18 protein-coding genes and 1 pseudogene are annotated in these 25811 nt (G+C 37.5%); 3 read left to right on the forward strand and 16 right to left on the reverse strand.

The features are described from left to right. The first annotated feature begins 42 nt into the window (after positions 1 to 42). Entirely contained in the window at positions 43 to 1407 is a 1365-nt protein-coding gene (locus IYQ23_RS01355) for an MFS transporter (protein ID WP_195673863.1), read from the forward strand. Positions 1408 to 1454: 47 nt separating this feature from the next. Continuing rightward, positions 1455 to 2942: a glucose-6-phosphate dehydrogenase gene (zwf, locus tag IYQ23_RS01360; RefSeq protein WP_195673864.1), complete on the forward strand. Its 1488-nt coding sequence runs from the start codon at positions 1455 to 1457 to the stop codon at positions 2940 to 2942. 47 nt (positions 2943 to 2989) lie between these two features. Here zwf and ftsY read toward each other — a convergent pair whose 3' ends face one another. From ftsY to ccpA, 13 genes and pseudogenes are all read right to left on the reverse strand, one after another. Continuing rightward, positions 2990 to 4483 (reverse strand): signal recognition particle-docking protein FtsY, encoded by a 1494-nt coding sequence (ftsY, locus tag IYQ23_RS01365; RefSeq protein ID WP_195673865.1) that lies wholly within the window; start codon positions 4481 to 4483, stop codon positions 2990 to 2992. 12 nt (positions 4484 to 4495) lie between these two features. After that, positions 4496 to 5308, reverse strand: a complete 813-nt coding sequence (locus IYQ23_RS01370) for a Cof-type HAD-IIB family hydrolase (protein ID WP_195673866.1) — start codon at positions 5306 to 5308, stop codon at positions 4496 to 4498. Then, positions 5308 to 6102, reverse strand: coding sequence for a Cof-type HAD-IIB family hydrolase (locus IYQ23_RS01375; protein ID WP_195673867.1), 795 nt, complete (start codon positions 6100 to 6102; stop codon positions 5308 to 5310). Before IYQ23_RS01375 ends, IYQ23_RS01370 begins: the two co-directional genes overlap by 1 nt. Before the next feature lies 1 nt (position 6103). Continuing rightward, on the reverse strand, positions 6104 to 9637 hold the full coding sequence (gene smc, locus IYQ23_RS01380) for a chromosome segregation protein SMC (RefSeq protein ID WP_195673868.1): 3534 nt from the start codon (positions 9635 to 9637) through the stop codon (positions 6104 to 6106). After that, positions 9628 to 10326 carry a ribonuclease III gene (rnc, locus tag IYQ23_RS01385; RefSeq protein ID WP_195673869.1) on the reverse strand — a complete coding sequence of 233 codons (699 nt, stop codon included), beginning with the start codon at positions 10324 to 10326 and terminating at the stop codon, positions 9628 to 9630. Before rnc ends, smc begins: the two co-directional genes overlap by 10 nt. A 388-nt stretch (positions 10327 to 10714) precedes the next feature. Beyond that, positions 10715 to 11075, reverse strand: a pseudogene (locus IYQ23_RS01390) (YbaN family protein). A gap of 8 nt (positions 11076 to 11083) precedes the next feature. Continuing rightward, positions 11084 to 11887: an MBL fold metallo-hydrolase gene (locus tag IYQ23_RS01395; RefSeq protein WP_003025145.1), complete on the reverse strand. Its 804-nt coding sequence runs from the start codon at positions 11885 to 11887 to the stop codon at positions 11084 to 11086. A gap of 1 nt (position 11888) precedes the next feature. Beyond that, positions 11889 to 13241: a cell wall metabolism sensor histidine kinase VicK gene (vicK, locus tag IYQ23_RS01400; protein WP_003032751.1), complete on the reverse strand. Its 1353-nt coding sequence runs from the start codon at positions 13239 to 13241 to the stop codon at positions 11889 to 11891. Beyond that, on the reverse strand, positions 13234 to 13935 hold the full coding sequence (gene yycF, locus IYQ23_RS01405) for a response regulator YycF (protein ID WP_003025150.1): 702 nt from the start codon (positions 13933 to 13935) through the stop codon (positions 13234 to 13236). Before yycF ends, vicK begins: the two co-directional genes overlap by 8 nt. Before the next feature lie 291 nt (positions 13936 to 14226). Then, on the reverse strand, positions 14227 to 14568 hold the full coding sequence (locus IYQ23_RS01410; protein ID WP_195673870.1) for a hypothetical protein: 342 nt from the start codon (positions 14566 to 14568) through the stop codon (positions 14227 to 14229). A gap of 26 nt (positions 14569 to 14594) precedes the next feature. Next, entirely contained in the window at positions 14595 to 15908 is a 1314-nt protein-coding gene (locus tag IYQ23_RS01415) for a glycosyltransferase family 4 protein (RefSeq protein ID WP_195673871.1), read from the reverse strand. Position 15909: 1 nt separating this feature from the next. Further along, positions 15910 to 16908 (reverse strand): glycosyltransferase family 4 protein, encoded by a 999-nt coding sequence (locus tag IYQ23_RS01420; protein ID WP_195673872.1) that lies wholly within the window; start codon positions 16906 to 16908, stop codon positions 15910 to 15912. 91 nt (positions 16909 to 16999) lie between these two features. Continuing rightward, positions 17000 to 18004 carry a catabolite control protein A gene (ccpA, locus tag IYQ23_RS01425; protein ID WP_195673873.1) on the reverse strand — a complete coding sequence of 335 codons (1005 nt, stop codon included), beginning with the start codon at positions 18002 to 18004 and terminating at the stop codon, positions 17000 to 17002. Positions 18005 to 18268: 264 nt separating this feature from the next. Here ccpA and IYQ23_RS01430 point away from each other — a divergent pair, with 264 nt between their 5' ends. Continuing rightward, complete coding sequence (locus tag IYQ23_RS01430) at positions 18269 to 19351, forward strand: M24 family metallopeptidase (RefSeq protein WP_195673874.1); 1083 nt, start codon at positions 18269 to 18271, stop codon at positions 19349 to 19351. Between the two features lie 369 nt (positions 19352 to 19720). Here the strand turns inward: IYQ23_RS01430 and IYQ23_RS01435 are convergent, their stop codons facing one another. The 3 genes from IYQ23_RS01435 to IYQ23_RS01445 all read right to left on the reverse strand — a co-directional run bounded on the left by IYQ23_RS01435 (position 19721) and on the right by IYQ23_RS01445 (position 25803). Beyond that, the gene (locus tag IYQ23_RS01435) at positions 19721 to 22180 is read right to left on the reverse strand and encodes an LTA synthase family protein (RefSeq protein ID WP_195673875.1); all 2460 of its coding nucleotides are present in this window, start codon (positions 22178 to 22180) and stop codon (positions 19721 to 19723) included. Positions 22181 to 22294: 114 nt separating this feature from the next. After that, positions 22295 to 24055, reverse strand: a complete 1761-nt coding sequence (locus IYQ23_RS01440) for a rhamnan synthesis F family protein (protein WP_070584178.1) — start codon at positions 24053 to 24055, stop codon at positions 22295 to 22297. Next, positions 24052 to 25803, reverse strand: coding sequence for a glycosyltransferase (locus tag IYQ23_RS01445; protein WP_195673876.1), 1752 nt, complete (start codon positions 25801 to 25803; stop codon positions 24052 to 24054). Before IYQ23_RS01445 ends, IYQ23_RS01440 begins: the two co-directional genes overlap by 4 nt. Between the last annotated feature and the right edge of the window lie 8 nt (positions 25804 to 25811).

Genomic DNA, 25811 nt, shown 5'->3' on the forward strand with positions numbered 1-25811 from the left:
ATTATGATAAAATAAGAGAAATTTATATTTTTAGGAGGTATTATGTCACATCAAAACCAACCCGTTTCAAGGAAAACCTTGCTCTCTATTCTCGCTACAGCACTCATTGCTTTTGCTGGAATTCTATCTGAAACCAGTATGAATGTCACCTTTCCGCACCTTATGAAAGTTTTTCATACAGACCTTGGCACATTGCAATGGATTACAACAGGTTATCTGCTAGCTGTCGCTATCACGATTACACTTGGAGCCACTCTAGCACACAATTGGTCTGAGCGTAAAATTCTATTCACCAGTCTAGCTATGTTTACGCTGAGTAATGGCGTTGCGATGATTGCCCCCAATTTTGCCCTACTTATGTTAGGACGCATTTTGCAAGGAGCAGCCACAGGAATTGCTATTCCTCTTATGTTTAACCTTATCGTAGAACGTATTCCGCGCAATCAAATCGGGTTTTACATGGGACTGTCTGGACTCGTTATAAGCCTAGCTCCTGCGATTGGTCCCACTTATGGCGGCTTTATGATTGGCTTGTTTGACTGGCACATGATTTACACACTCATCATGCCCGTTCCGATTATCTCCTTCATATTAGGATTTTTATTTTTAGAAAATACCCCCAATAAACAAAAACGTCCTTTTGAGTGGATTTCTTTCTTGCTTCTTACACTTTCACTGACTTTTTCTATCATGATGATTTCTAGCTTAGAAGAAGGTAGCTTTAATTGGACTTTTGTCATCATCTTTTTATTATCACTTGTCCTTTTCGTTTGGCGAAGTTTAACGGTAGAGCATCCTTTTTTAGATATTCGTATTTTGAAAAATCCAGTTATTTTACTAGGAATTATTCCTTTCTTTCTCTACCAATTTTCAAATTTATCAGCCAATTTTCTGATTCCTAATTTCTTAGTTTTAGTAAAACACGAGGCTACTTCTGCTGCTGGCTTTGCATTGCTTCCTGGAACAATGTTAGGAGCTTTTTCAGCACCTTTCTTTGGAAAATTGTATGATACCAAGGGACCCAAACTTTCTCTATATGGTGGGAACCTCCTCTTTTTCTTAGCTGTTTCTATTTTTGCATTTTTTACAAAAGCCTTAGCATTACCGCTCATTATCCTTTTTTATATTTTCTTCACGATTGGGCGCAATCTGGCTTTCAACAACACGATGGCCTTGTCTGTTTCACAAATTGGTCGTGAGAAGTCGCCAGATGCCACAGCACTTTTTCAAATGGCTCAAACATTTGCTGGAGCTTTAGGAACGGCAATTGCTGCTATCATGGTCAATCAAGCTCCTGATACTACGACAGGTGTGCATCTTGTCTTTCTACTCCTTTTCTTCCTTGTTATCCTTATTTTTTATCTCTTTTACTCTTTATTTCGAGTTATCAAAAATCAGAAATTTTAATCAATTTATGGTAAAATAAATAAAATATTAGAAAATGGGTGTTCAAAATGTCTTCAAAAGTGATTATTACAATTTTTGGTGCCAGTGGAGATTTAGCAAAAAGAAAACTCTATCCTTCTCTTTTTAGATTGTATAAATCTGGCAATCTGTCTAAGCATTTTGCCGTTATCGGTACAGCTCGCAGGCCTTGGAGCAAGGAATATTTTGAATCTGTCGTGGTCGAGTCTATCACAGAACTTGCAGACAGCCCTGAGCAAGCGCAAGAATTTGCTAGCCATTTCTATTACCAAAGTCACGATGTCCAAGATACCGAGCATTATATTGAATTGAGAAAACTACAAAATCATCTCAATGAGCACTATCAAGCAGAACACAATAAACTTTTCTTCCTATCTATGGCTCCTCAGTTTTTTGGGACGATTGCTAAACACCTCAAATCAGAACAAATTGTGGACGGGAAGGGATTTGAACGCTTAATTGTAGAAAAACCCTTCGGCACAGACCTTGCCTCTGCTAGCAAACTGAACGACGATTTGTTGGCAACATTTGACGAAGAACAGATTTTCCGGATTGACCATTATCTCGGCAAAGAAATGATTCAAAGTATTTTTGCCATTCGCTTTGCCAATCTTCTTTTTGAAAATGTCTGGAATCGTGATTATATTGACAATGTACAGATTACCTTTGCTGAAAAGTTAGGTGTGGAAGAACGTGGTGGTTATTACGACCATTCAGGTGCACTGCGCGATATGGTGCAAAATCACACACTTCAACTCCTGTCTTTGCTTGCTATGGACAAACCCAAAACTTTTACCAAAGATGATATTCGTGCTGAAAAGATTAAGGTTTTCAAGCACTTACACAAGCCGACCGATAATGATTTGAAAAAGCTCTTCATTCGTGGTCAATACACTTCTGGCAAAGTGGACGGGAAAAAGTACATTTCCTATCGCAGCGAACCAAATGTTGACCCAGAATCTACCACAGAAACCTTTGCTTCTGGTGCATTCTTTGTAGATAGTGACCGATTTCGCGGGGTGCCATTTTTCTTCCGTACTGGAAAACGTCTCACTGCCAAGGGAACCCATGTCAACATTGTCTTCAAGCAAATGGAATCCATTTTCGGCTCCTCGCTTCAACCAAATGTGCTGACGATTTACATTCAACCAACTGAAGGATTTTCTCTTAGCATGAATGGCAAAGAAGTGGGCGAGCAATTTAACTTAGCTCCATTGACACTTGATTATCGTACAGATGCAACAGCTTCTGGTGCGTCACCAGAACCTTATGAGAAGCTCATCTACGATGTGCTAAACAATGACTCAACCAATTTTAGCCACTGGGACGAAGTTCGCTCTAGTTGGGAATTGATTGACCGTATTGAAGCCTTATGGGCAAATAACGAAGTTCCCCTTCATCATTACAAATCAGGTACTATGGGACCCGAAGCCAGCTTTGAACTCCTTAACCAATTTGAAGCTGATTGGAACTGGCGTCCAGATGAAGCCTATCGCAAAGAAGGACGATTGGGGTAAAGTAAATATATACAAAAGACTTGCAATTCATTTGCAAGTCTTTTTTCTTATACCAAGCCCTCTAAGAGCCCTTTCATAAAGTTTTCAGAGTTAAATACTCCAATATCGTCAATTTTTTCTCCGAATCCAATCAGTTTAACTGGAATATCCAGCTCTTGACGGATTGCAAGAACGACACCACCACGCGCAGTTCCGTCGATTTTTGTTAAGACAATTCCTGTTACTGGCGTAATTTTTGAAAATTCCTTAGCTTGAACAAGGGCATTTTGACCAGTTGATGCATCCAGTGCCAAGAAAGTTTCATGTGGCGCAACTGGATCTACCCGTTTGATAATCCGTCCAATTTTTTCTAATTCTGCCATTAGATTATCTTTATTTTGCAAGCGTCCGGCTGTATCAATCATGAGAATATCCACATTTTCAATCTTTGCACGCTCCATACCGTCATAAACAACGCTAGCTGGATCACTCTTTTCTGGACCTGTCACAACCGGAACATCTACTCGACGTCCCCATTCCACCAACTGAGCAACAGCTCCTGCACGGAAAGTATCAGCTGCAACTAACATGACTTTCTTGCCAGCCAGCTTATATTTATAAGCCAATTTCCCAATCGAAGTGGTTTTCCCAACTCCGTTTACACCCACAAAAAGCATGACTGTCAAACCGTCTTGTAAATTGATTTTTTCGTTAAACTGGCCATCTTTCTCATAGATGTCTACTAACTTTTCAATGATGACCCGACGAAGAGCCTCTGGCTTTTTGGCATTTTCAAGGCGAGCTTCTTGGCGTAAGGCTTCTGTCAGATTAGAAGCGACTTGCACTCCCACGTCACTCGTAATCAAGAGTTCTTCTAACTCTTCAAAAAACTCCTCATCTACCGAGCGAAAATTAGCAAAGAAAGCATTAAGCCGCGCTCCAAAACCTGTCCGTGTCTTCTTGAGACTGCGGTCATACTTTTCCTGAACCGTTTCTTCTTGAATAAATGAACTTGCTTCAACTGGTTCGCTAATAGTCTTCTCTACCGTAGTTGACTCTGCTGAGCTTGACCATGCGTTCGCTTCGTTCAGCTGCCTCATATTTTCTTGTTTTGCCTGCTGTCTTCTAGCTTCTGCTAGACGTTCCTGTAAATCTGTAGCAGCACCTGCTTGGTGAGTTGGATTTGGTGAAAGAACTTTTTCATCAGCTTGCGGAACAGCTACAGCCTCATTTGGTGATACATGATTTTCTGGAGCTTGCGAATCATTTTCAGCTGACTCTGCATCCGCTACTATATCAGCCAACTTTGGCTCCATTTCTTCTACTTTTTCTTGAATGGTTTCAAGACGTGCTTCATCCTCAGCAAGGAGTTCTTTCAGCTCTGTTTGGAATGTTTGTTCATCTAGATTCTCAGATTGCATATTCTCTACAGGAGCTGTTTCTACTATTTCTAGATTCTTGCCTTGATCATCCTCTGATGCTGTTTCTACAGCTTCTTCAGGAATATTTTCAACTGGTTTTTCTTCTTTTTGGCGACCAAAAAGGCGATCAAATAACCCCATTCAATTCCTCCTTTATTTTAGTGCATATTTTTCTATAGCCCAAGCAACAGCATCTTCGTCATTCGTCATCGGCGTCACTACATTGGCGACCTCTTTGACTGCTGCTACTGCATTTTGCATAGCTACACCAAGTCCTGCCCATTTTATCATAGACAGGTCATTTGCTTCATCTCCGCAAGTCATGACTTGACTTTGTTCAATTCCTAAATGAGCAATCAATTTTTCTAAGCCATTTGCCTTATGAACATTCTTCGGAGACCATTCTAACAGCATATCGCGCGACTTAAAAATTTCATATTTGTCAAATAAATCGGACGAAAGCTGAGTGATGCCACGATCAAGCGGATCTGGTGCATAAGCTGTTACACATTTATTATAAGTCTGTTGGCTAGATAAGTCTGCAAATGAAACCGACTCAAATGTTAAAGCAGGATTGCAAGTTTGGTAAAGCGATTCATGGTCTGACTGGATTTGGTAGACAGTTCCTTCGCAAATCGCATCTAGTGGTAAGCCTAACTTTTCTGTTTCCTCAAAAATACGAGCCACATCGTCATAGGCAAAAACTGTTTTATCAAGAATTTCACCTGTATTGCGTTGCACCAAACCACCATTAAAAGTAACGGTGTATTCGTCCTCTTGATTGGCTACGCCCAGTTCGTTTAAGAAAAGCTCCATTGCTTTTAGAGGGCGACCGGTCGTCAAAACAATCTTGATTCCCTGCTCTTGAGCCATCTTAAGAGCTGCCAAATTTCGCTCTGAAATGTTTTTCTCAGAAGTCAGTAAAGTTCCGTCTAAATCCAAGGCAATCAATTTTATATCTGCCATTATAAGCCCTCCATATACGTCATCACTGAATGCGCCGCATGATGCCCAATGACCTCTTTGGCTACTTCCAAAATCTCTGGACGAGCATTTTCAGGGGCAATGGGATAACCTGCTACTTGCATCATGTGTAGATCATTCAGATTGTCACCAAATGTCATGACCTGATCCATCTCAAGATTTAATTTTTTTGCCAATTCGACAATGGCAACGCCCTTGTCTACATAGTCTAGGACAATATCAATTGACTTATAACCTGTCGTCATAGCTTTGACACCGGGAACGTGTTCATTGACCCAGGCCTCACCAACAGCTACTGTTTCTTCAGAAAAATTGGTTGTAAATTTGAAAATTTCATCTGTAATATCCTCCAAGCGAGCTACTTTTTGGATATTTTCATTATAATGCGTACTAAAAGCTAAATAAGCTGGATCAACCGTTTCCAAAACATAACAGCCTTTTTTACCTGTTAGAAGCAATTCACTGGTATTGATGAAAGGAGATGTCTTCAATTTCTCAAAAGCTAATAGATAAAAATCTTTGGACATGGTTGCTTCATAGAGATCTTCTCCGTGAAATTCTACCAGACTACCATTTTCAGCAATAAAAATTATCTCATCTCGCACATCCTCAAATAGCTTTTCTAATGACAGCAAACCGCGTCCACTGGCTACTGCAAAATAGATGCCCTTTTCTTTAAAACGGAGCAACAACTGCTTCAGTCGAACCATATCAAACTGCCCTTTGTCATCTAAAAAGGTGCCGTCCATATCTGTCGCAACTAATTTTATATTCATTTTACATACTTTCTAAATCTTTTAATTTTACGGAGACAATCTTTGATACACCGGACTCTTGCATGGTTACCCCATAGATAGAGTCTGCTGCGGACATCGTTCCTTTACGGTGTGTTACCACAATAAACTGGCTGTCCTTGTCAAAGCGATTAAGATAGTCGCCAAAACGTTTGACATTAGCTTCGTCAAGTGCAGCTTCCACCTCGTCCAAAATGACAAATGGTATCGTCTTGACACGAATAATGGAGAAGAGTAATGCTAAGGCTGATAGCGCCTTTTCTCCTCCGCTCATCAGATTGAGTGATTGGATTTTTTTGCCGGGCGGTTGAACCGAAATTTCTACCCCCGCAGTCAACAGGTCGCCTTCGGTCAAAATCAAGTCCGCTGAACCGCCGCCAAACATCTGTCTGAAAGTCACTTTGAAGCTCTCACGAATAGCTTCAAAGGTTGATTTGAAGCGTTCTTTTACTTCGTCATTCATTTCTTCGATGGTTTCCAAAAGCAAATTTTTCGCAGAGAGTACGTCATCTCTTTGAGTATTGAGGAAATGCAGTCGTTGACTGACTTCTTCAAATTGCTCTACCGCATCAAGATTGACTGGTCCTAAAGCCCGAATAGCCTTTTCTAAGTCCTTAACCTTAGTTTCAGAAACCGTAAGATTTTCTAGTGGACGAGCCTGTTTACTAGCTTCATCAAAAGATATTTGATAGTCATCTGTCAAATTCGTCAAAAGACGTCGAAGGACATCTGCAATCTTATCTTTTTCAGCTTCTGCCTTGGCTTGACTGCGAATCAGATCCTCATTTTGCTGGCGGGCTTGTTCCAGATGACTAGTAAGATCCTCTGCTTGCCCTTCCAAATCGTCCAGTTCAAACTGACGACGAATGGTAGCTTGGTTCAAAGTTGTCTTTTCCTGTATAGCCTGTGTTAATTGCTCTTCTAAAACAGCAATATCCACTTTTGAAGCGGTCTCTTCCTTTTGCTCCATTAAAAATTGCAAAGTTGAAATCTCTTTGTCCAATTCAGATTTTTCATTGGACAAACGTGTGAGATCCGTCTGAACGTAACGCTGATGCCCCGTCAGCTCGGTACGAGCCAAACGAAGCTCAGATAAGCGGGCTGTTAGCTTGTCTAAACGTGCTTGAACAGCATCTTTATCCGACTTAATCTGCTCAATCTCGGCTTCTGTTTCGGTTTTCTCTTGCTCAATTTCTGCAAGGCGATTAACCAATCGTTCCTTTTGCTCCGCCATATCAGGAAGAACTTCACGAGATAGCTCTCTTTCTTGCAGCGCTAAGAGCTCGGATAAGTCTTCAACCTGTTTATGTGTTTGCTCATAAGCCATTTGAGCCTTTTGCTCTGCTAATCGTGCTTCCTCACCACTTACTTTTATTTCTTCTAACAGACTGTTGGCTTGGCTTAGCTGCGTGTGCAAATCTTCCACTTGTTTTTCTTGCTCTGCTAAAGTCGCATTCTTCTCAGAAAGTTCCATTTGTAAAGCGTCTAGCTCCGGCTTGATGAAAATCGTATTGTTATTTCGATTAGCGCCACCTGCATAAGAACCGCCTGTCCGCAATTCTGTTCCATCCAGCGTGACAATTCGTACTTGATACCGAACTTTGCGAGCGGCTGCTCGCGCATTTTCTACCGTATCAAAAATGGCTGTTGTACCTAGCAAATTTTGGAAAATATGCTCTAAACTCTTATCATAGTACACCAAAGACGAAGCCAAACCAAGAAAACCTGTGCTTTTTTCAATGCTTGCTTGATGATGATCTGGTAAATGCCGCGCTTTAATCGTTGTCAGTGGCAGAAAAGTTGCCCGTCCTGTTCGATTGCGTTTCAGAAATTCAATTGCTCGTGTCGCAGCTTGTTCGTCCTCTACGATAATATGCTGGCTACTTGCTCCAAGTGCAATTTCAAGTGCTGTCTGGTAATGCGAATCAAAGCTCAATTTTTCACTAACAGCACCGATAATACCGCCCAGGCGCTCTGCTTCTTGAAGAACGCTTTTCACCCCAGCATAGAAATGACTGTGATTTTTCAGAATAGCTTCTAAACTACCAACACGCGCCTTCTTATTTTTTACATCATCCATTAAATCAAACATTGCCGTTTGGTTCTGCTGATAATTCGTTTTTACAGTTTGCACTTGCTTTAGCTGTGCCTGATAATCTGCCAGTAACTGCTGAACCAACTGCCGAGCTGTTGCTAAATCTTCCAGTTGACTTTGCTCGTTGATTTGAAGATTCTTTAAATTTTCTTTTAACTTAGCAAATTCTGCTTGTTTGCTTTCAGATAATTGCAATTCGTTGGCTAAGCGACTTTCTAAAGCAGTTAAATCATTGGATAAGTCCGCTTCTTCCTGCATCAATTGGACAAATTCAGCACGTAATTTTTCAATCATCTGGTCAGGATCATCCGAAAATGCCTCAATTTCAGCTTCTAATTTATGAATCGCTTGTTGATTTTGTTCCAATTTTACAGCAAAATCAGTCAACTGCTCGTCTTTTCCCTGCCATTCTGTTTGAACCGCCTCTAATTTTTCTGTCAATCCTTTCAGGCGTTCCTCATTTTCCTTCCGACTGTTGGCAGCTTGACTAGATTCTAATTTGGAAACTTCGATTTGGCGTTCTAAGTCACTGATGAGGCGTGTTAATTCCAGTAAACTCGCTTGATCATCTGCCATTTGTTTTTGCAAATCATGGCGTTTTTCTTTCAGAAGAGCATTTTCTTGCTCTAGCTGGTCACGTTTGCTGTAATAAGCAGACAAAGATTGCTGAATCCCCACAAGCCGTTCTTCAGTATCATTCAGCTGTGTTTTATTTCCCTTTATTTGAGCAATCAATACATCCAAATAAAGGGCACGGCGTTCCTCATCCAATTTCAAAAACTGCTTAGCTGTCGTAGCTTGCTTTTCAAGAGGCTTCACTTGACTATCGAGCTCATAAATAATGTCTTCCAGCCGATCTAGATTATCTTGTGTTTGGCTGAGCTTGCTTTCAGTCTCCTTGCGCCGCGTCTTGTATTTCAGTACGCCAGCCGCTTCTTCAAAAATGGCACGGCGCTCCTCTGGCTTGCTATTGAAAATTTCTTCCACCTTTCCTTGGGAAATAATGGAAAAACTATCTCGTCCGAGCCCTGTATCCATAAACAAATCATGAATATCTCGTAAACGTACCTTTTTACCGTCTATTTTATACTCGCTATCCCCACTGCGATAAATATGACGCTCCACACGAATCTCATCTGCAGCTTGCTGGATAAAACGGTCTTTATTGTCCAAAACGACAACAACAGAAGCATAATTCAGTGGTTTGCGAGTTTCAGTCCCCGCAAAAATGACATCTGGCATTTTCCCGCCACGAAGACTTTTAACACTGGACTCTCCCAGTGCCCAACGCAGGCTTTCAGTAATGTTACTCTTTCCTGAGCCATTTGGTCCAACGACTGCTGTCACTCCCTGATCAAATATTACCTTGGTCTTATCTGCAAAAGATTTGAAACCTTGAATTTCAATTTCTTTTAAATACATGAATGACTTTCCTTTTCAAATGCATTTTTAGCAGCTTCCTGCTCTGCTAATTTTTTCGAGCGTCCTTGACCTTGTCCAACCGTTCTGCCATCAACAGATACCGCTACAGCAAATTCTTTGGCATGAGCTGGACCGGACTCAGAGATGACTTGATAGACAATCTCGACATCACCATTGACTTGGAGCAGTTCTTGTAGCTTGGTCTTGTAATCAACCACCTGCTCAAAGTCTCCAACTTCTACCTTTGGAATCATGACTTGATACAGGAAGTTTTTGACCGCTTCCACTCCCTTATCTAGCAACAAAGCTCCTAAAAAGGCTTCAAATAAATCCCCAAGAATGGTATCCCGATTACGCCCACCTGACTTTTCTTCGCCACGACCTAATTTGATAAATTGATCAAACTGACAATCTCGACTAAAACCAGCCAAACTTTCTTCACGTACAATCGTTGAGCGAAGTTTTGACAAGTCCCCTTCTGGTTTTTTCGGATATTTTTTATACAGATATTCCGAAATCAATAATTGCAGAACAGCGTCTCCTAAAAATTCCAAGCGCTCATTGTGTGAAATGTTTAAGAGGCGGTGCTCATTGGCATAGCTAGTGTGTGTAAAAGCTGTCTCCAGCAACTTTTCATCTTGGAAGACAATTCCAAATTGCTGACTCAAAACTTTATGTAAATCTTTCATTTTTTCTCCTTTCAAGAAGAACTTTTTCTTTTAATACTTAATGAACATCCAAAATTTAACAATCACCTCCAATTGTCTCCCAGACAATTGGAACTAGAAAGCAAGCTGCGTGTGAGGCAAAAACTCTACTTGAACTTTTGAAGTTGCTGGTGCAATCAACGAAATCAGCAACAAAGAATACAGCAAGGTTGACAAAAGCTTCGCTTTCCTTCTCTGCCACCTCTCACAGTCACCCAGACTGTGACTGTGAAATCCGACGAAGTTTGAAGAGATCTTCACAGAGTATAAAATGAAAACAAATTCTCTATTATTATATCAAAAAAATCCTTGATACTCCAACGATACCAAGAATTTGATAGGAAAAGTTCACCAGAGATGAAATGAATTTTCATTCTTTATCTGGAATGACTTTGAATAAATAATACGTCATAAAAAGAGTTAAGGCAGCTAAAGCAAACTTCACCTAGATAAGAGGTGCAAAGAAGATAGAAATTCCCATTAGAATATAAATGGAAATAAGAATTTTTCTTTTACGCTCCCGAGCAATAGCACCTGTTTCGCGAAAGTCCGCCACATAGATTTGATACAACTTAGTATGGTATAGCCATTTTTCAAATCGTTTGGAAGAGCGTGAAAAGCATGCAATCACCAACAGCAAAAAAGGGGGGTGTCGGCAATAGCGGTAAAGCAACTCCCAAAAGGGCTAATCCTACTGAAATAAAACCAATCATTAAGTAAAAAATCCGCATTCTTTCTCCTAAATATTTGTTAAAGGTGTCGCCGTATCTGGAGATGTATCACAAATATGAAAATCATGCTCAACCGCCAAATCAGCCTGTGCCAATTGATTGACCATTGTGATATGAGCCAATTCTTTGGTATTGTTTTCTTTGCTAAGATGACCTAGATAGATTTTCTTAGTGCGATAACCCAACGTACGAATCATGGTTTCTGCCCCGTCATCATTCGACAAATGTCCTTGGTCAGATAAAATCCGTTGCTTCAGGCTCCAAGGATAAGCTCCGCTACGAAGGATTTCAATATCATGGTTAGACTCAATTAAATACCCGTCCGCATTTTCAATAATCCCTGCCATACGATCGCTAACATAGCCAGTATCCGTCAGTAGAACAAAACTCTTATCATCCTTCATCAATCGGTAAAATTGTGGCGCAACCGCATCATGACTAACACCAAAACTTTCAATGTCAATATCGCCAAATGTCTTGGTTTTTCCCATTTCAAAAATATGCTTCTGACTGACATCAATCTTCCCAAGCGCTACTTCCATAGCATTCCATGTTTCTTGATTGGCATAGATGTCTAAATGATATTTCCGTGCCAAAACGCCCACACCGTGGATATGATCCTTATGCTCGTGCGTCACCAAAATAGCATCCAAATCCTCTGGCTTGCGGTCAATCTCACTCAATAAGCTGGTAATTTTCTTCCCAGACAAGCCCGCATCAATCAACAACCTCTTCTTTGGAGTTTCTAAATAAAAACAGTTACCGGTAGAACCCGATGCTAAAATACTATACTTAAATCCTTTCTCGCTCATGCTATCCTTCTAATTCATCTTCTTCCCAATCATCATCTTTGACAGCTTCTTTGTCATATGGCAGAACGATTGTAAATGTCGAGCCTTTGCCGTACTCGCTCTTTGCCCAGATAAATCCGTTATGCTGCTTGATAATCTCTTTGGCAATGGCTAAGCCCAGTCCGGATCCACCTTGGGCGCGACTTCTTGCTTTGTCTACACGATAAAATCTATCAAAAATTTTCGGCAAATCTTTTTTAGGAATCCCTAAGCCTTCATCTGAAATCGACAAAATCATTTGGGTATCCGTCGTTTTCATACTGACCGTAATCTTGCCACCGTCAGGAGAATATTTAATGGCATTGTTGATAATATTATCAATCACCTGTGTCATCTTATCTGTATCAATTTCGACCCAAATAGAGTTAATCGGATAATCTCGAATAATTTCGTACTTTTTATCATCGTTCTGACTTCTGATTTTATCAAAACGGTTCAAAATAAAGGTGATAAAAGCTGTAAAATTCGTCAATTCAATATCCAAATGACTGGTTGCATTGTCAATACGTGACAAACTCAGCAAGTCCGAAACCATGCGCATCATCCGATTGGTCTCGTCTAATGAAACCTTGATAAAATCCGGTGCGACTGGTTCTGACAAGGCGCCTTCATCTAATGCTTCCAGATAAGACTTGACACTGGTCAAGGGAGTACGCAATTCGTGACTGACATTCGAAACAAACAGTCTCCGCTCACGCTCTTCTTTTTCCTGCTCCGTTGTATCGTGTAGCACTGCAACCAGCCCTGAAATAAAGCCTGATTCTCGCCGAATCAAGGCAAATCGAACACGTAAACTTAAAAACTCTCCATTTTCATCCTGCGAATCAATAGTCAATTCTGGAACTTTCGTAATCAAGTCTCGTAAGTCATATTCGTCTTCGATATCCAACAGTTTTAAGATATTCATCTTTCGTGCTTCAGATTCTTTGACCCCCAACTGCTTGGTCGCCATATCATTAATCATGATAATCTGCCCACGACGATTGGTCGCAAGAACACCGTCCGTCATATAGGATAAAATACTCGACAGGCGCTTAGTTTCTTGCTCTAAATTTTCATGCGTTAGACGGATTACCTCAGATAAATCATTGATACTATTGGTAATATCCGTAATTTCTGGACCACCTTGTACATCTAAAATTTCTGAGTAATTGCCTGCAATTAAATCTTTTACTTTTTGATTCAATTGGCGAATACGAATATTGTCTCGCCTATTTTCCAAGGAAAGCAAGGTAATCACCAAGATGAACCCTAAAATAAGTAAAACAAATACAAAGTCTTTTGATACAATAAATTGTCTAATATTATCAATCATTGTTTCTCATGTAATATCCAACGCCGCGCCGCGTTAAAATGTACTCTGGTCGGCTAGGAATATCCTCTATCTTTTCTCTCAAACGACGAATTGTCACATCAACAGTCCGCACATCTCCAAAATAATCATAACCCCACACCGTTTCTAGTAGATGTTCACGCGTCATCACTTGCCCGATATGCGTTGCCAAATGGTGGAGCAATTCAAACTCACGGTGTGTTAAATCTAATTCTTCGCCATGCTTTTTCACGACAAAAGCATCGGTCAAAATCTGCAAATCTCCAATCACAATTTCTGTCGGAGCAGCTTCTGCTTCTTGATTTTCAATTGTCAAATCTGTCCGCCGCAAAATGGCTTTGACACGCGCCTGCAACTCACGATTAGAGAAAGGCTTTGTCATATAGTCATCCGCACCGATTTCAAGACCAATAACTTTGTCAAATTCGCTGTCTTTGGCAGAAAGAACGATGATTGGCACATTACTCGTTTTCCGAATCGTTCGCGCCACCTCTAAGCCGTCCATTTCAGGCAACATCAAGTCCAAAATCAAAATATCTGGACGTTCTGCTTCAAACATCTCTAACGCTTCGCGACCGTCAAAGGCTGTCACTACTTCATAACCTTCTTTTACCATGTTAAACTTTATAATATCTGAGATTGGCTTCTCATCATCTACAACTAATATTTTTTTCATTTTATTCACCTTTTTCTATCTTTTTATTATACCAAATTTTTCTTAAAATTTACCAATTCAACTCATAACACATCATTTCTTTACTTTACAACTTTAGAACAAATATGTTCAAAATATGACACATTTGCTCTGCAAAGACAGTTTTTCATATCAAAAAATAGTCCGGACAAAAGCCTTAGACCATTCATTGAATTTTTAGGAAAAACTATGAAACGCAATACACTTGTCTTAACTTTTCACTGCTACTGTAGTAATTTCCTAAAGAAGCAAATGCTCTGAACTGCTCAATGTTTATTTACTTGTCTTTCTCCAGCGAAATATCCCATAACCTAACAGCGTCCCCAACAATAAACAGATAAAATAGGCTACATGATACAGTAAAATCCATTCACCAAAGATCATAATCGTCACAAAGAACATAAGCGTTGCTAAAAGCAAAAAACGGCAAGAAAAACCATATAGTCCAGCATAGACAGCTCCCACAAGGAATGTTGCTAGCGGTGAATATATCAAAATATTATTCACCACCAATCCCTTTCGTAACAATTCGTCCATCGGTATCATTTGAACAATTCCATAAAATAACAAATAGAAAAAGAGTAGTACGCCTAAAAAAGGAATATCGCGTTTCATTTTCCCACCTCGCTAGTTTTGGAATTTTATTTCAGGTATTTCTGTATATTTTTGATTTGTCGTTTAGATGCTTTAAACATTCGCGCTGATCCATTTACAGGAAGGGCAATCGCTTTTTTGGGAAGATAAATGACAGATTTCGCTAATCGCTTACTAACAGACTCCTCCGGATATAAATCATTGTTGAAATCTTTTGAAATGGTTAAATCCAAATAAAATTCATAGACACGACGGCCGAAGTTTTCAGCAGAGATTTCGTATAATTTTGCAGCAAGACTCTTTTCATCCAAGTCTGGTGTTGCAATAACAGCTTCCAAAATGGCTCCCGCCAAATCACGTTCTTCATAATAAAGCGTTCCAAACATTTTATCATTGATAACATTATCCAGATAAGGATTTCCGTGCGCAATAATCGGAGTGCCACTCGCTAGACTTTCTAAATACGTCAAGCCCTGCGTCTCACTCGTTGAAGCGGAAATAAAGAAATCCGCTGCTTTATAATACAAGGCTGTCTCACTGGGTGCAATCATTCCTGTGAAAATCACTGCATCCGTAATATTCAACCGTTTGGCTTGCGCTTTTAAGTCAGACAAATAAGGTCCATCTCCTGCCACTACCAATTTCACATCTGGATTTTCTTCTAAAACAGCCGGTAGAGCAGCTAAAACTGCCTGAATATTTTTTTCATACGAAACACGTGATAGGCTAAGCAACATGGTTTCTTGATTTGAAATTCCTAATTTTCCCCGTAAATCAGCAATGTTCTCACTAGTAATTTCTGGACGTTCAAATTTGGCCAACTCAATTCCAGTCGGAATAACACGTTTTTCTACTTTTACTTTGTATTTCACGAGCAAGTCATAAACAATCTCGCTCGGACAAATCACACCGTCTAAATCACTCATAAAACCGCGAACAATGTATTTGACCATGCTAGGACGAATGACCATGCCTTTAGCAATATAACGTACATAATCTTCATACTGTGTATGATAGGTATGAACAACTGGAATCCGCAGTTCTTTCGCAATCCAAACACCCAACAGACCCAAAGAAAATTCAGTCTGGGTGTGGATAATATCCAATTGATATTGGCGAGCAATCTCTAAAGCCGTTGAAAAACCGCGATAAGCAATTCGCCGATCTTTAAAGGCAAAAAACGGCACGCTGGGAATTCGAATAATCTGCCAATCCTCATAACGATTGACATCCTTATCTGTCGTTGTAAAAATAAAAACAGTATGTCCAAGCTTTTCTAATTCTGTTTTCAAAGTACGAATACTCGTTGCCACCCCTGAAACCTGAGGGAAATAGGTATCCGTAAAAAGACCAATTCGCATGCTACATCTCCAATACTTCTTGATAAGCATCCACAAGTTTATAAGCCACATCATCAATTGAACGACTCTGCGCTACCTTATAGCCAGCTTCTCGCTTATCTACTTTACCATCCAAAATCTTTTGGATAGAGTCTACAAATTCATCTACATTATGCCCCAATTCAGCTGATTGCTCATCAATCCAGCCCTCATATACAGGAATATCCCGTAAAACGACATGTTGATGACTAGCCAACGCCTCTAGCACTACAATCCCTTCTGTCTCCTCATAACTTGGGAAAAAGAAAAGACTGCTACCACTCATAGCTCCCTCAAAAACGGCACCTTTAAAATAACCCGGGAATTCAACATTTTTAGGATGATCAAAAAGTACAAGATTTCTGATTTTCCGAGGAATGATCCACTTGTTAATACTACCCAGCCAAATAAAGCGAACATCTGGCATTCTGCGTGCTACCTCTACAAAGTCTTCTATTCCCTTGCGTCTAAAATAAAGTCCCGCACAGACAACAACTTTATCCCCTTCTTGGATATGAAAATGTTTTCTAAACACTTCTTCTTTATGTGGATCTTTTTGATATTTATGAAGGTCAATCCCATTAGAAACCGCCACAATTGGTGTTGTCACACCATAGCCCTGAATCAACTTTTTGGAGTATTCAGACGGTGTAATGATAAAATCCGCCATTTGATACATGTGAGCTAGATATTTCCCAAAAGCAGAGGCAAAAAGATTTGACCCAATAAACGAATTGCGAAAATCTTCCTTCGTTGAATGCCCATGCATAATCACTTTTTTTCCTTGCTTTTTTGCTTTGTGCAAAAGTCGCAAACTCCTAGGTCCATAGGTATTGATATGCACTACATCATAATCTCCTGAAGGATCTGTCGTGTAGGGAATCCCAGCCAAGTCTAGAGCTTTCATCTGATGTTGCAAAGCTCGACCAATACCCGACTTTTCCAAAACGGCCTTGCCTTCTAAATAAAGTAATACTTTCATGTCTTCTATTATACCCAAAAGATGGAAAAAATTAAACCAAGAAGGTCAACGCATTATAAAAGCAAAAGAAAAAGACCTTGCGGTCTCTCCCTTACTTCCTTGTTGAACGGCGCTCAATAAGACCATGAGCTAATACCACTTCGCGTTCTTCTAGCTCTTCCTTGTGCATAATCTTAGTCAACATGCGCATACTAATCGCACCGAGGTCATACAAAGGCTGACCAATAGTTGTCAAATTTGGACGAGTAAAGCGTGCTACCTGCGAATCATCGCTAGTGATGATTTCAAAATCTTCTGGTATATTTACATCCTTATCAGATAAACCATTCAACAGCCCAGCCGCCAGCTCATCACCAGTCACAAAAGCTGCTGTAGCTTTAGAAGCAATGACCCGTTCTGCTAATTGATAACCATCATCATAGCTGTATTTTGACTCAAAAACCAATCCTTCACTATAAGTAAGTTTAGCTTTCTTCAAAGCTTCTTTGTAACCAGCTAAACGAATCTTACCATTGATATCATCCACCAAAGGTCCGCTTACAAAAGCAATTTTTTGATTATTTTTCGTAAGACATTCAACTGCATCCATGGTTGCTTGCTTATAGTCAATATTCACACTTGGTAATTGATGCTCCACATCAACTGTGCCTGCAAGCACAACTGGCGTCCGCGAACGAGAAAACTCGGAGCGAATCTTTTCTGTTAAATGATAGCCCATAAAAATGATACCATCTACTTGTTTTGAGAACAGCGTATTGACAACAGAAACTTCTTTGTCATCATCTTCATCACTATTGGCTAAGACAATATTATATTTGTACATCTCTGCGATATCATCAATTCCTTTTGCAAGCGTTGCAAAATAACTGCTTGTGATATTTGGAATGACAACTCCAACAGTCGTCGTCTTTTTGCTAGCAAGACCACGCGCCACCGCATTTGGACGGTAATCAAGGCGGTCAATCACTTCCAAAACTTTTTTTCTTGTATTTTCCTTTACATTTTTATTTCCATTTACCACACGGCTAACGGTTGCCATTGAAACTCCCGCTTCACGCGCGACATCATAAATGGTTACTGTATCGTCTGTGTTCATGCTTCTTCCTTTCTATATTGAAAATATCGTTTTCACATTCCTACCAAACTCATTTTATCACTTATTGGAAACACTTTCAAGCATTTTGATAACTTTTTGAAAAATCTTGTTCTTTAGGCAAATTTCTAGCAATTTTATCAATGATTTTACAAGAAAAATCTACCCAATCTGTGAAATTTTTGAAGCGACAAAAAAGTTCTTACTGTCCTCTTGATTTTTACTTATTTTTTTGCAAAAATAGAGGAGTAGAAAGAAGGTACTAGAATGACCAAAATAAATCAAATTATTTCTTATCTAGAAACAGAGAAAACAGATGTTGCCGTGGTTTCTGATCCTGTAACGATTAATTATTTAACAGGATTTTATAGCGACCCTCATGAACGCCAGATGTTTCTTTTTATTTTCACAAATCATGAACCACTACTCTTTGTCCCAGCTCTTGAAGTAGATCGCGCTAGTGCGATTGTTGATTTTAAGGTTGTGGGCTATATTGACTCTGAAAATCCTTGGGAAAAAATCAAAGCAGCCTTGCCAGCGGACAGCGCCCGCAAAATTGCTGTTGAATTTGATAACTTGATTTTGACAAAATACAATGGATTGCGTACTGTTTTTGAACAAGCTGAATTTACAAACTTAACACCTTGTATCAATCGTATGCGTCTCATCAAATCATCCGATGAAATTAAGAAAATGTTTGTTGCTGGAGAATATGCAGATAAGGCTGTTAAGATTGGTTTTGATACTATTTCTCTCGATAAAACAGAAACAGATATTATTGCTCAAATTGACTTTGGTATCAAACAACTCGGCTATGAGATGAGCTTTGAGACTATGGTTTTGACAGGTGATAATGCTGCTAATCCGCACGGCATTCCGGGTGCAAACAAAGTCGAAAACAATGCCCTGCTTCTATTTGACCTTGGCTGTATGGTCAATGGTTATGCCAGCGATATGACACGGACAGTTGCTGTTGGAAAACCAGATCAGTTTAAAAAAGACATTTACAATCTAACGCTTGAAGCTCAACGGGCAGCTCTTGACTTCATCAAACCCGGAGTAACAGCTCATGAAGTAGACCGCGCAGCACGCGAAGTCATCGAAAAAGCCGGTTATGGTGAATATTTCAATCATCGTCTGGGACATGGTATCGGTATGAGCGTACATGAATTTCCATCTATCATGGAAGGAAACGATATGGTTATCGAAGAAGGTATGTGCTTCTCTGTTGAGCCTGGAATTTATATTCCAGGAAAAGTTGGTGTTCGTATCGAAGACTGCGGTCATGTCACAAAAAATGGCTTTGAAGTCTTTACAAGTACAAGCAAAGATTTACTCTATTTTGATTAAAATACTGAAAAAGATGCTAAAATAGTTGATTTAAGGACTGAAGCCTGTATTGGTTTTGGTTCTTTTTATTTTGAACTCTAACTTTGTTGTAATCATCGAATTAACTAATTAACTCGTTTAGTAATTAAATCTGTTTTCAAATCTATAAAGCATCTTAACTTTTAACATACCAAAGAAAATTTTATTGTTCTTGATGCCAATTTCTTTTCATGTCATAAAAAGATGAAGAATTCTTTTCGACAAAAAATAATGACAAAATCAATTTTACATATTGTTATATTCTATTCATAACTCATTTCATAAGAAAAAACTCCATAGTTGAATTTTTAGCCAACTATAGAGATTTGTAGAGCTACTTATTATAGCTTTTTACTCACTATGTACTTTAAAAAAATCTTTTGACAAATAGCCCTTACCCGCCACCATATCATATTGAACAAGTTTCAGGTCTTCTGCAATTTTCCGTCCCTCCTCATCCAAATCTTTTTTATCAACACTTGCTTTGTGTAAAACTTCTGTTAATAAAGCATAATAAGGTGACACTTTTGAATTGGTTTGTTCTAATAATAGAGCTGTGAAGTCACTTGAATTTACAATCGGATAGTCCAATTTAGGCGTCTCATAATTACTCCACACAAAATAGTCGGTCAAATATTGGCTATCTGGATTATTTTTGAAAGCTGACTGTGGATAAAGCCCTGGTAAATGATCTCCATAAAAAACAACTGTAATTTTTTTATTTATTTTTGAAAGTTGATTAAGAAAATCCTTTGTGGCCACGTCTGTGTGGTATAATAAACGAGTATAGTTAGTTAATTGGTCATTTTCATCACTAGAAAAATTTGAATTAGAAGCTTCAATATTATTTGGTTCTTCTTCTTTCCAAGGAGAATGATTTTGCATCGTCATAACAGAGAAAAATTGATTTTGGCTATCTTTCATATTATCAAGAATTAATTGATAAGAGGAACTATCACTATAATTTACTCCTTGATAATGAACATCTAGTCCTTTTGTTATTAAACTAACAAACTTAGAATACCCTAGAGATTTATAAATAACATTTCTAGAATAATTTGTTGGGGCAGCCAAGTGAATAGCGATACGATTCTTAGCTTCAAATTGGTCGCTAATAACAGGAAATTTGTTCATTTTAGGAACAACTTCTGTATAAGCAACAGAAATACTAGGTGACAAATTATAGAATGGTAGACCAGTTAGCGATTGAAACTCCATATTTGCTGTTCCACCACCATAGCCATCTGATTTCATTAAACCACTCGTAGTTTGGTTCTTAATGTCTTGAATATTTGAAATAGGATTTTGAGAAAGCTTAACCCCTTCAACACGAGCAGGATCAGAAAAACTTTCACTCAATATGTAAACAACCGTTTGTTCTTCTATCTTATTTGTTCGTTCTGTATTTAAAATTTGAGAAGCTTTTTGATATTTTTGCTCAATTGCTTTAATTTTTTCGGCACTATAACCCTGAGGTTTATACATGGTGCTGTCTGACAGTTGCGATAACCAAACAAATGCAAGTGAACGAGAGCGAGCATTTATCGTGTTTCCATACCAATTCAAATCTTCATAATTATTAAGAACAGAAATTATAGGTATGTTCTCTTGAATTTTACCGTCTTTTCTATTTGCAAATATCCCTACAATTGAGGTTAGAAATATTACAGTTAACATCAAAATAGAGAAACGATATTTGTAATTTTGTATGATCTTACTTGCTAATATTTTGTTTCTGAAAAAATAATACAAACTTACTATTACAAGAAGTCCTAGTAAAAGATATACTATATACGAAAATCCGTTAATGAATTCTAATAGTAGTTTAGGCTCCTTTAACCAAACTATATCACTAGGTAATATCGGTTCTTGACGAAATTGGAATTTAAGGCTACTTGCTACTGTCACCCCACTAATGACTAATAAGATAAATATTGTAGAAATTAAAAAACGATTAAATATTAGATAGATAATCAAAAAAATAACAAAGAAAATAATAATTTGAAATGGAGTTGCTCCTGTTGAAAGGCGAAATTCTGCATCCCCTCTTATACTATTTTGTATTGTAAAATTAAAAACAATCGCAAATAATAGACTTAATAAGCTCGCAACTGAAAAACTAGCTTTATTTTTACAAATATCCTTTATTGCTTTTACTGAGAAAAAACTAGGAATGATAAGTAGAATCGTTAAATAAACCAGTAATCCTATTAAAGAGAAAGCGAAGTAATCGGTTATTTGAAATTTATTATTAACAATAAATTTCTTTAAAAAACTAGTCTGCTTAAGAAAGTTTAATGTTTTACTATCTAATAATACGAAATTCAATAATATCTGTGATAAAAAGAATGTTTCTAAAATATCATGATTTTCATTATCAATTCTCAAACTATTGAATTTTATATTATTTAATTTAGGAATATATTTAAAAATAATTGCTATCAACAATGTAGGAATAATAAAAACTAGCGAATTATATTGTAAAAAGTGATTAGCTTTAAAATCCCATAGATTATAAGAAGATACCGTCAAATGCATAGACATTTCTAGCAAGTAAGAAAAAATTAAATAGCCAATATAAATAAATAATATAAAAGCATATAATTTTTTATTTACAAATTTTGATATAACATATCCTAAAAATATTTCTACTGCTAGTACACATAACAAGCCTAGCGTTAGATATGAATTGATTGTTATATTTTTACTTTCTTCTAATATAAAATTTAAACAAGCCCCTATTACATTAAAAAATAAGAAGCTGATTAACAATATACTAAATTGTCTATAATATTTAATTAAAAATTTCATAATGATTGCCCAATAAAATTGATTTATCTTAATTACTAAAAGACAAATCTAAGTAGTCTTTAATAAAGAAATTTCCTCAATGTTTGTTATAAGATAAAATCAACTTGAAAAGCTTCAAGAAATAATTCTTCTTTTTAATCTTCTCAGCAAATATTTAACAGCACTCCCTGGTCCACGATAGATATATTTCAGAGCACCTTTAATGCCGCCAATATTGTCAAAGTTTATATATGTATTTGGCAGGGTATCTGGACGGATATTTAAAACGATATTATCCACAAAAGGAGTGATATAAATCTCATTTTTAGAGATTGCATAGTCATAACGTTGAGACCAAGCTAAATAAACTAAAATTCGCTCAATGGAATGTAGAATGGTATGTTGAGGCAATGGTTCTGCTGGAATATCAGCATCTTGCAAATTCAAATCAAATAAAGGCTTTAGAGCATCATATTTGAACCAAATAAAGGTTCCATAACTCATGATAAATGTATTTAATTGATTGAAATCTATAGACCGTTTAATATTCATTCGTTCCCAGAGTAAATTCATATCATCTGCAAATTTATTCTCATTCCACGGATCAACAATCTTTGTATAACGGAAAAAAGTTGGAATATCAGCAATAACTAAACCTAACCGTTCATCACTTTCCAAACTAGCCATAATTTTATCCGCCGGTTTGATTAACATATCAAAAAGTTCATTTCTCCATGAATCTCCTACCCAATGCGGATATTCTGGAGATTTTTTCGTATGAAAATGACCAATATAATCATATTTTGATAGTTCATTTTTGAGTTTTAACATCGGAATAACATCACGACCGAGATTTCCAGTAATATAAACTTTGCCTACCTTACCACGTTCTGTTAGAATCTTCTCAATTTCTGCTTTCTTTTTCTCAGAATCTGTTGTCAAAAACAAATCATAATCAAAATGAAAATTTTCAAAAGCCGTTAAAAACACTTCCAAAAGATCTACATAATAAGTATGGAGATGCACCGCAACTTTCTTTTGATTTGAATACTGAAGTTGATTATCTTTTAATACTTTTCTATCAAGCAAATATGGAGGCGTTGGTAAACTCATATCAGACATGTGAGATAAAATAAATTCTGTCGGATAATCTGATACCTTTTCAATCTCTTGCAGTAAGTAAGGGGCTAAATGTTGAGTTAAATCAAACGTTTTTATCTTAATAAAAGGAACGTGATTTTCCAACAAAACATGCGGATAATGAATTGTGAAGTTACTATGGAAGAAGTCATCCTTTAAAGGCACTGTATCCAAAATTGTCTGGTATTTAAAACCTGCATCTACAAATTTCTTAGTGTACTGGGTCTCATAATTATCAATAACCTTTTGTACATCTATATAATTTTCAATTGATTGCCAGAAGTTTTGAAATACAGTTGACTGAACGAGTCTCTTTTTAAAAGAAATAAAATAAGATTGAAGATGCTCATTAATGAACAGATTTCTTTGTTTTACTTCTTGATGATTTGTCATTCCCCAAAAATCTACTTCTGGATCAGACTCATATCTTTGATAAATAGGTTCCATATCCCAAAGTGGACCAAAACAGGTATCGTTCATTACGGTAATTGAATCATATTCTTTCAACTTATCAAAACCGACTAAAGCCATGCCATCATGCCAAGCTCCAAAATCATAGCCAGTATTTTCACGTTGAATAAATTCATCAATCAGCTTTTTGTCACGAAGTTTTTCCACTTCAGATAGGCTTAACTGACTATTTGAAATAAAAATAAGTTTTTCAAATAAAGGTCGCATATGTTCAATTTGGTAAAATACATGTCGACTGATATGGTCGTATTTGTTAAAATGAACATAAATTAATAATCGTTTCATTGTCTTCTCCTAAAGAAGTTAATAATTTTAGTCGGAATTATCCAGCGTCGGCTCCCTATAACCGCATTGTGTTCATGAACTAATTCTTGATAATTACATTCTAACTGGTGAATGCGCTCTTCCAAATTCGTAATGTTCTCCAGCAATTTCTGGTTAACTTCATTCGCCTCTGATAGTTCAGTCAAAACTGAACCTTCTTTCATAGGATCAGAAATATCTTTCATTTCATACGAAAAAAGAAATTCTGAATCCTCAACATCATCAATCTGATAATGAAGTTGAGGATCATTTTTCCCGAAAAGCAATTCATTAGAAAGCAAGAGTCCGTTTGTAAAGGCAACTTTCAACTCTGTTTGTTTATGATAAGTTTTTAGACTAACGTTTTTATAATAATTGGGAATCTCAGATAAATCAATTCTCAATCTAGCTGCTTCATGTGGAATCTGAAAATAAAGCTCATCTGCATACTGTAATGGGAATTTCAGACTATTTGTTTCCGAAAATTCTTCATCTGCCCGTGCATAAAAAATCGTAATACGCTGCTTCTTTATATTCAATATGGAATGATTTGGCAACGTTTCTCCTAGCAAGGAGCTAATAGCTTGTAGTGATTTCTCTGTTCTTGTTGAAAGAGATGCTAGATGTGCAAGTAAATTATCATAACACTTATCAAGCGTGTAAAGCTGTTTAGCTCTCTCACTTGCAAGAACTGCATTACTCTTATTTATATCGAAATTTTCAAGAACATCTGCCATCTCATCAGCCAATGAATCAATATTTCCTAGCTGATAGGTTGTACCTACATCAAAATACTCTTTCACTGATTTATAGCCATTATTATTTGAAACTATTGTAGGAACTCCCCTTAAAATAGATTCAATGAAAACAAGAGGAAAGGCTTCGGATTTAGAGGTGTACACACAAATATCTGAATCTGTCACTTCTGTCCACGGCTGGTCATTATAACCTAAAAATTGGACATTAGTTAATTCATACTTCTCAATAAAAGCATCGCATTCCTTTTTCGCCTCTTTTTGCCAGCCGCCAATAAAAATTAAGGGAATATCATAGTGACTCAGTTTTTTATAGGCTTTGAGAAGCTCAATTTGATTTTTATTTTCATTTATGACACCAATTGATACGATTCTTCTTTGATTAGACTTGCCCAAAACTTCAGATGTAAATTGTGTGTAAGGAATAAATGTTTCTAAATTAGCAGGATTGTTGTTTAGCGCAGCTAATGTTTGAGCTAGATTTCCTCGTACAGAAAAAACTTTATCCGAATTCTCAAAAATAAAATTCATTTTTTTAGTATAATATTGAAATTCTCTCTCTGGAAATTCATGAATAAGCCAAAAATGTGGAATATTCTCACAGGCTGCAGCTACAGCTCCTTGAAAAACATTTGCTGTGTTAGAAATAACTAAATTAATATCTTGCTCAACAATAATATCCCGTATTTCTTTAATATTCTTTTGATAATATATTACCCTTTCTTCCTTAGAAAAGAGACGATCGCCTGGTGCTTCTTCCCACCACCATTTTATCGTAGATAGTGGAAATAAATGAACATTGGCATTCGACAGCTTGCTTTCATAACTTGCATGAGTTGGGTGCCCGTTTTCAGGATAGACGTTGTAAATGTCATAGCCTATTTCAGATAAATAAACCATTAAATTCGTTATTGATTTCTCGGCTCCATTATCTAAAGTTCCAGTTGGAGAGATAAATAAAATACGCTTTACCATATTAAGCC

The sequence above is a fragment of the Streptococcus sp. HF-100 genome (assembly GCF_015594635.1).
Taxonomy (GTDB): Bacteria; Bacillota; Bacilli; order Lactobacillales; family Streptococcaceae; genus Streptococcus; species Streptococcus vaginalis.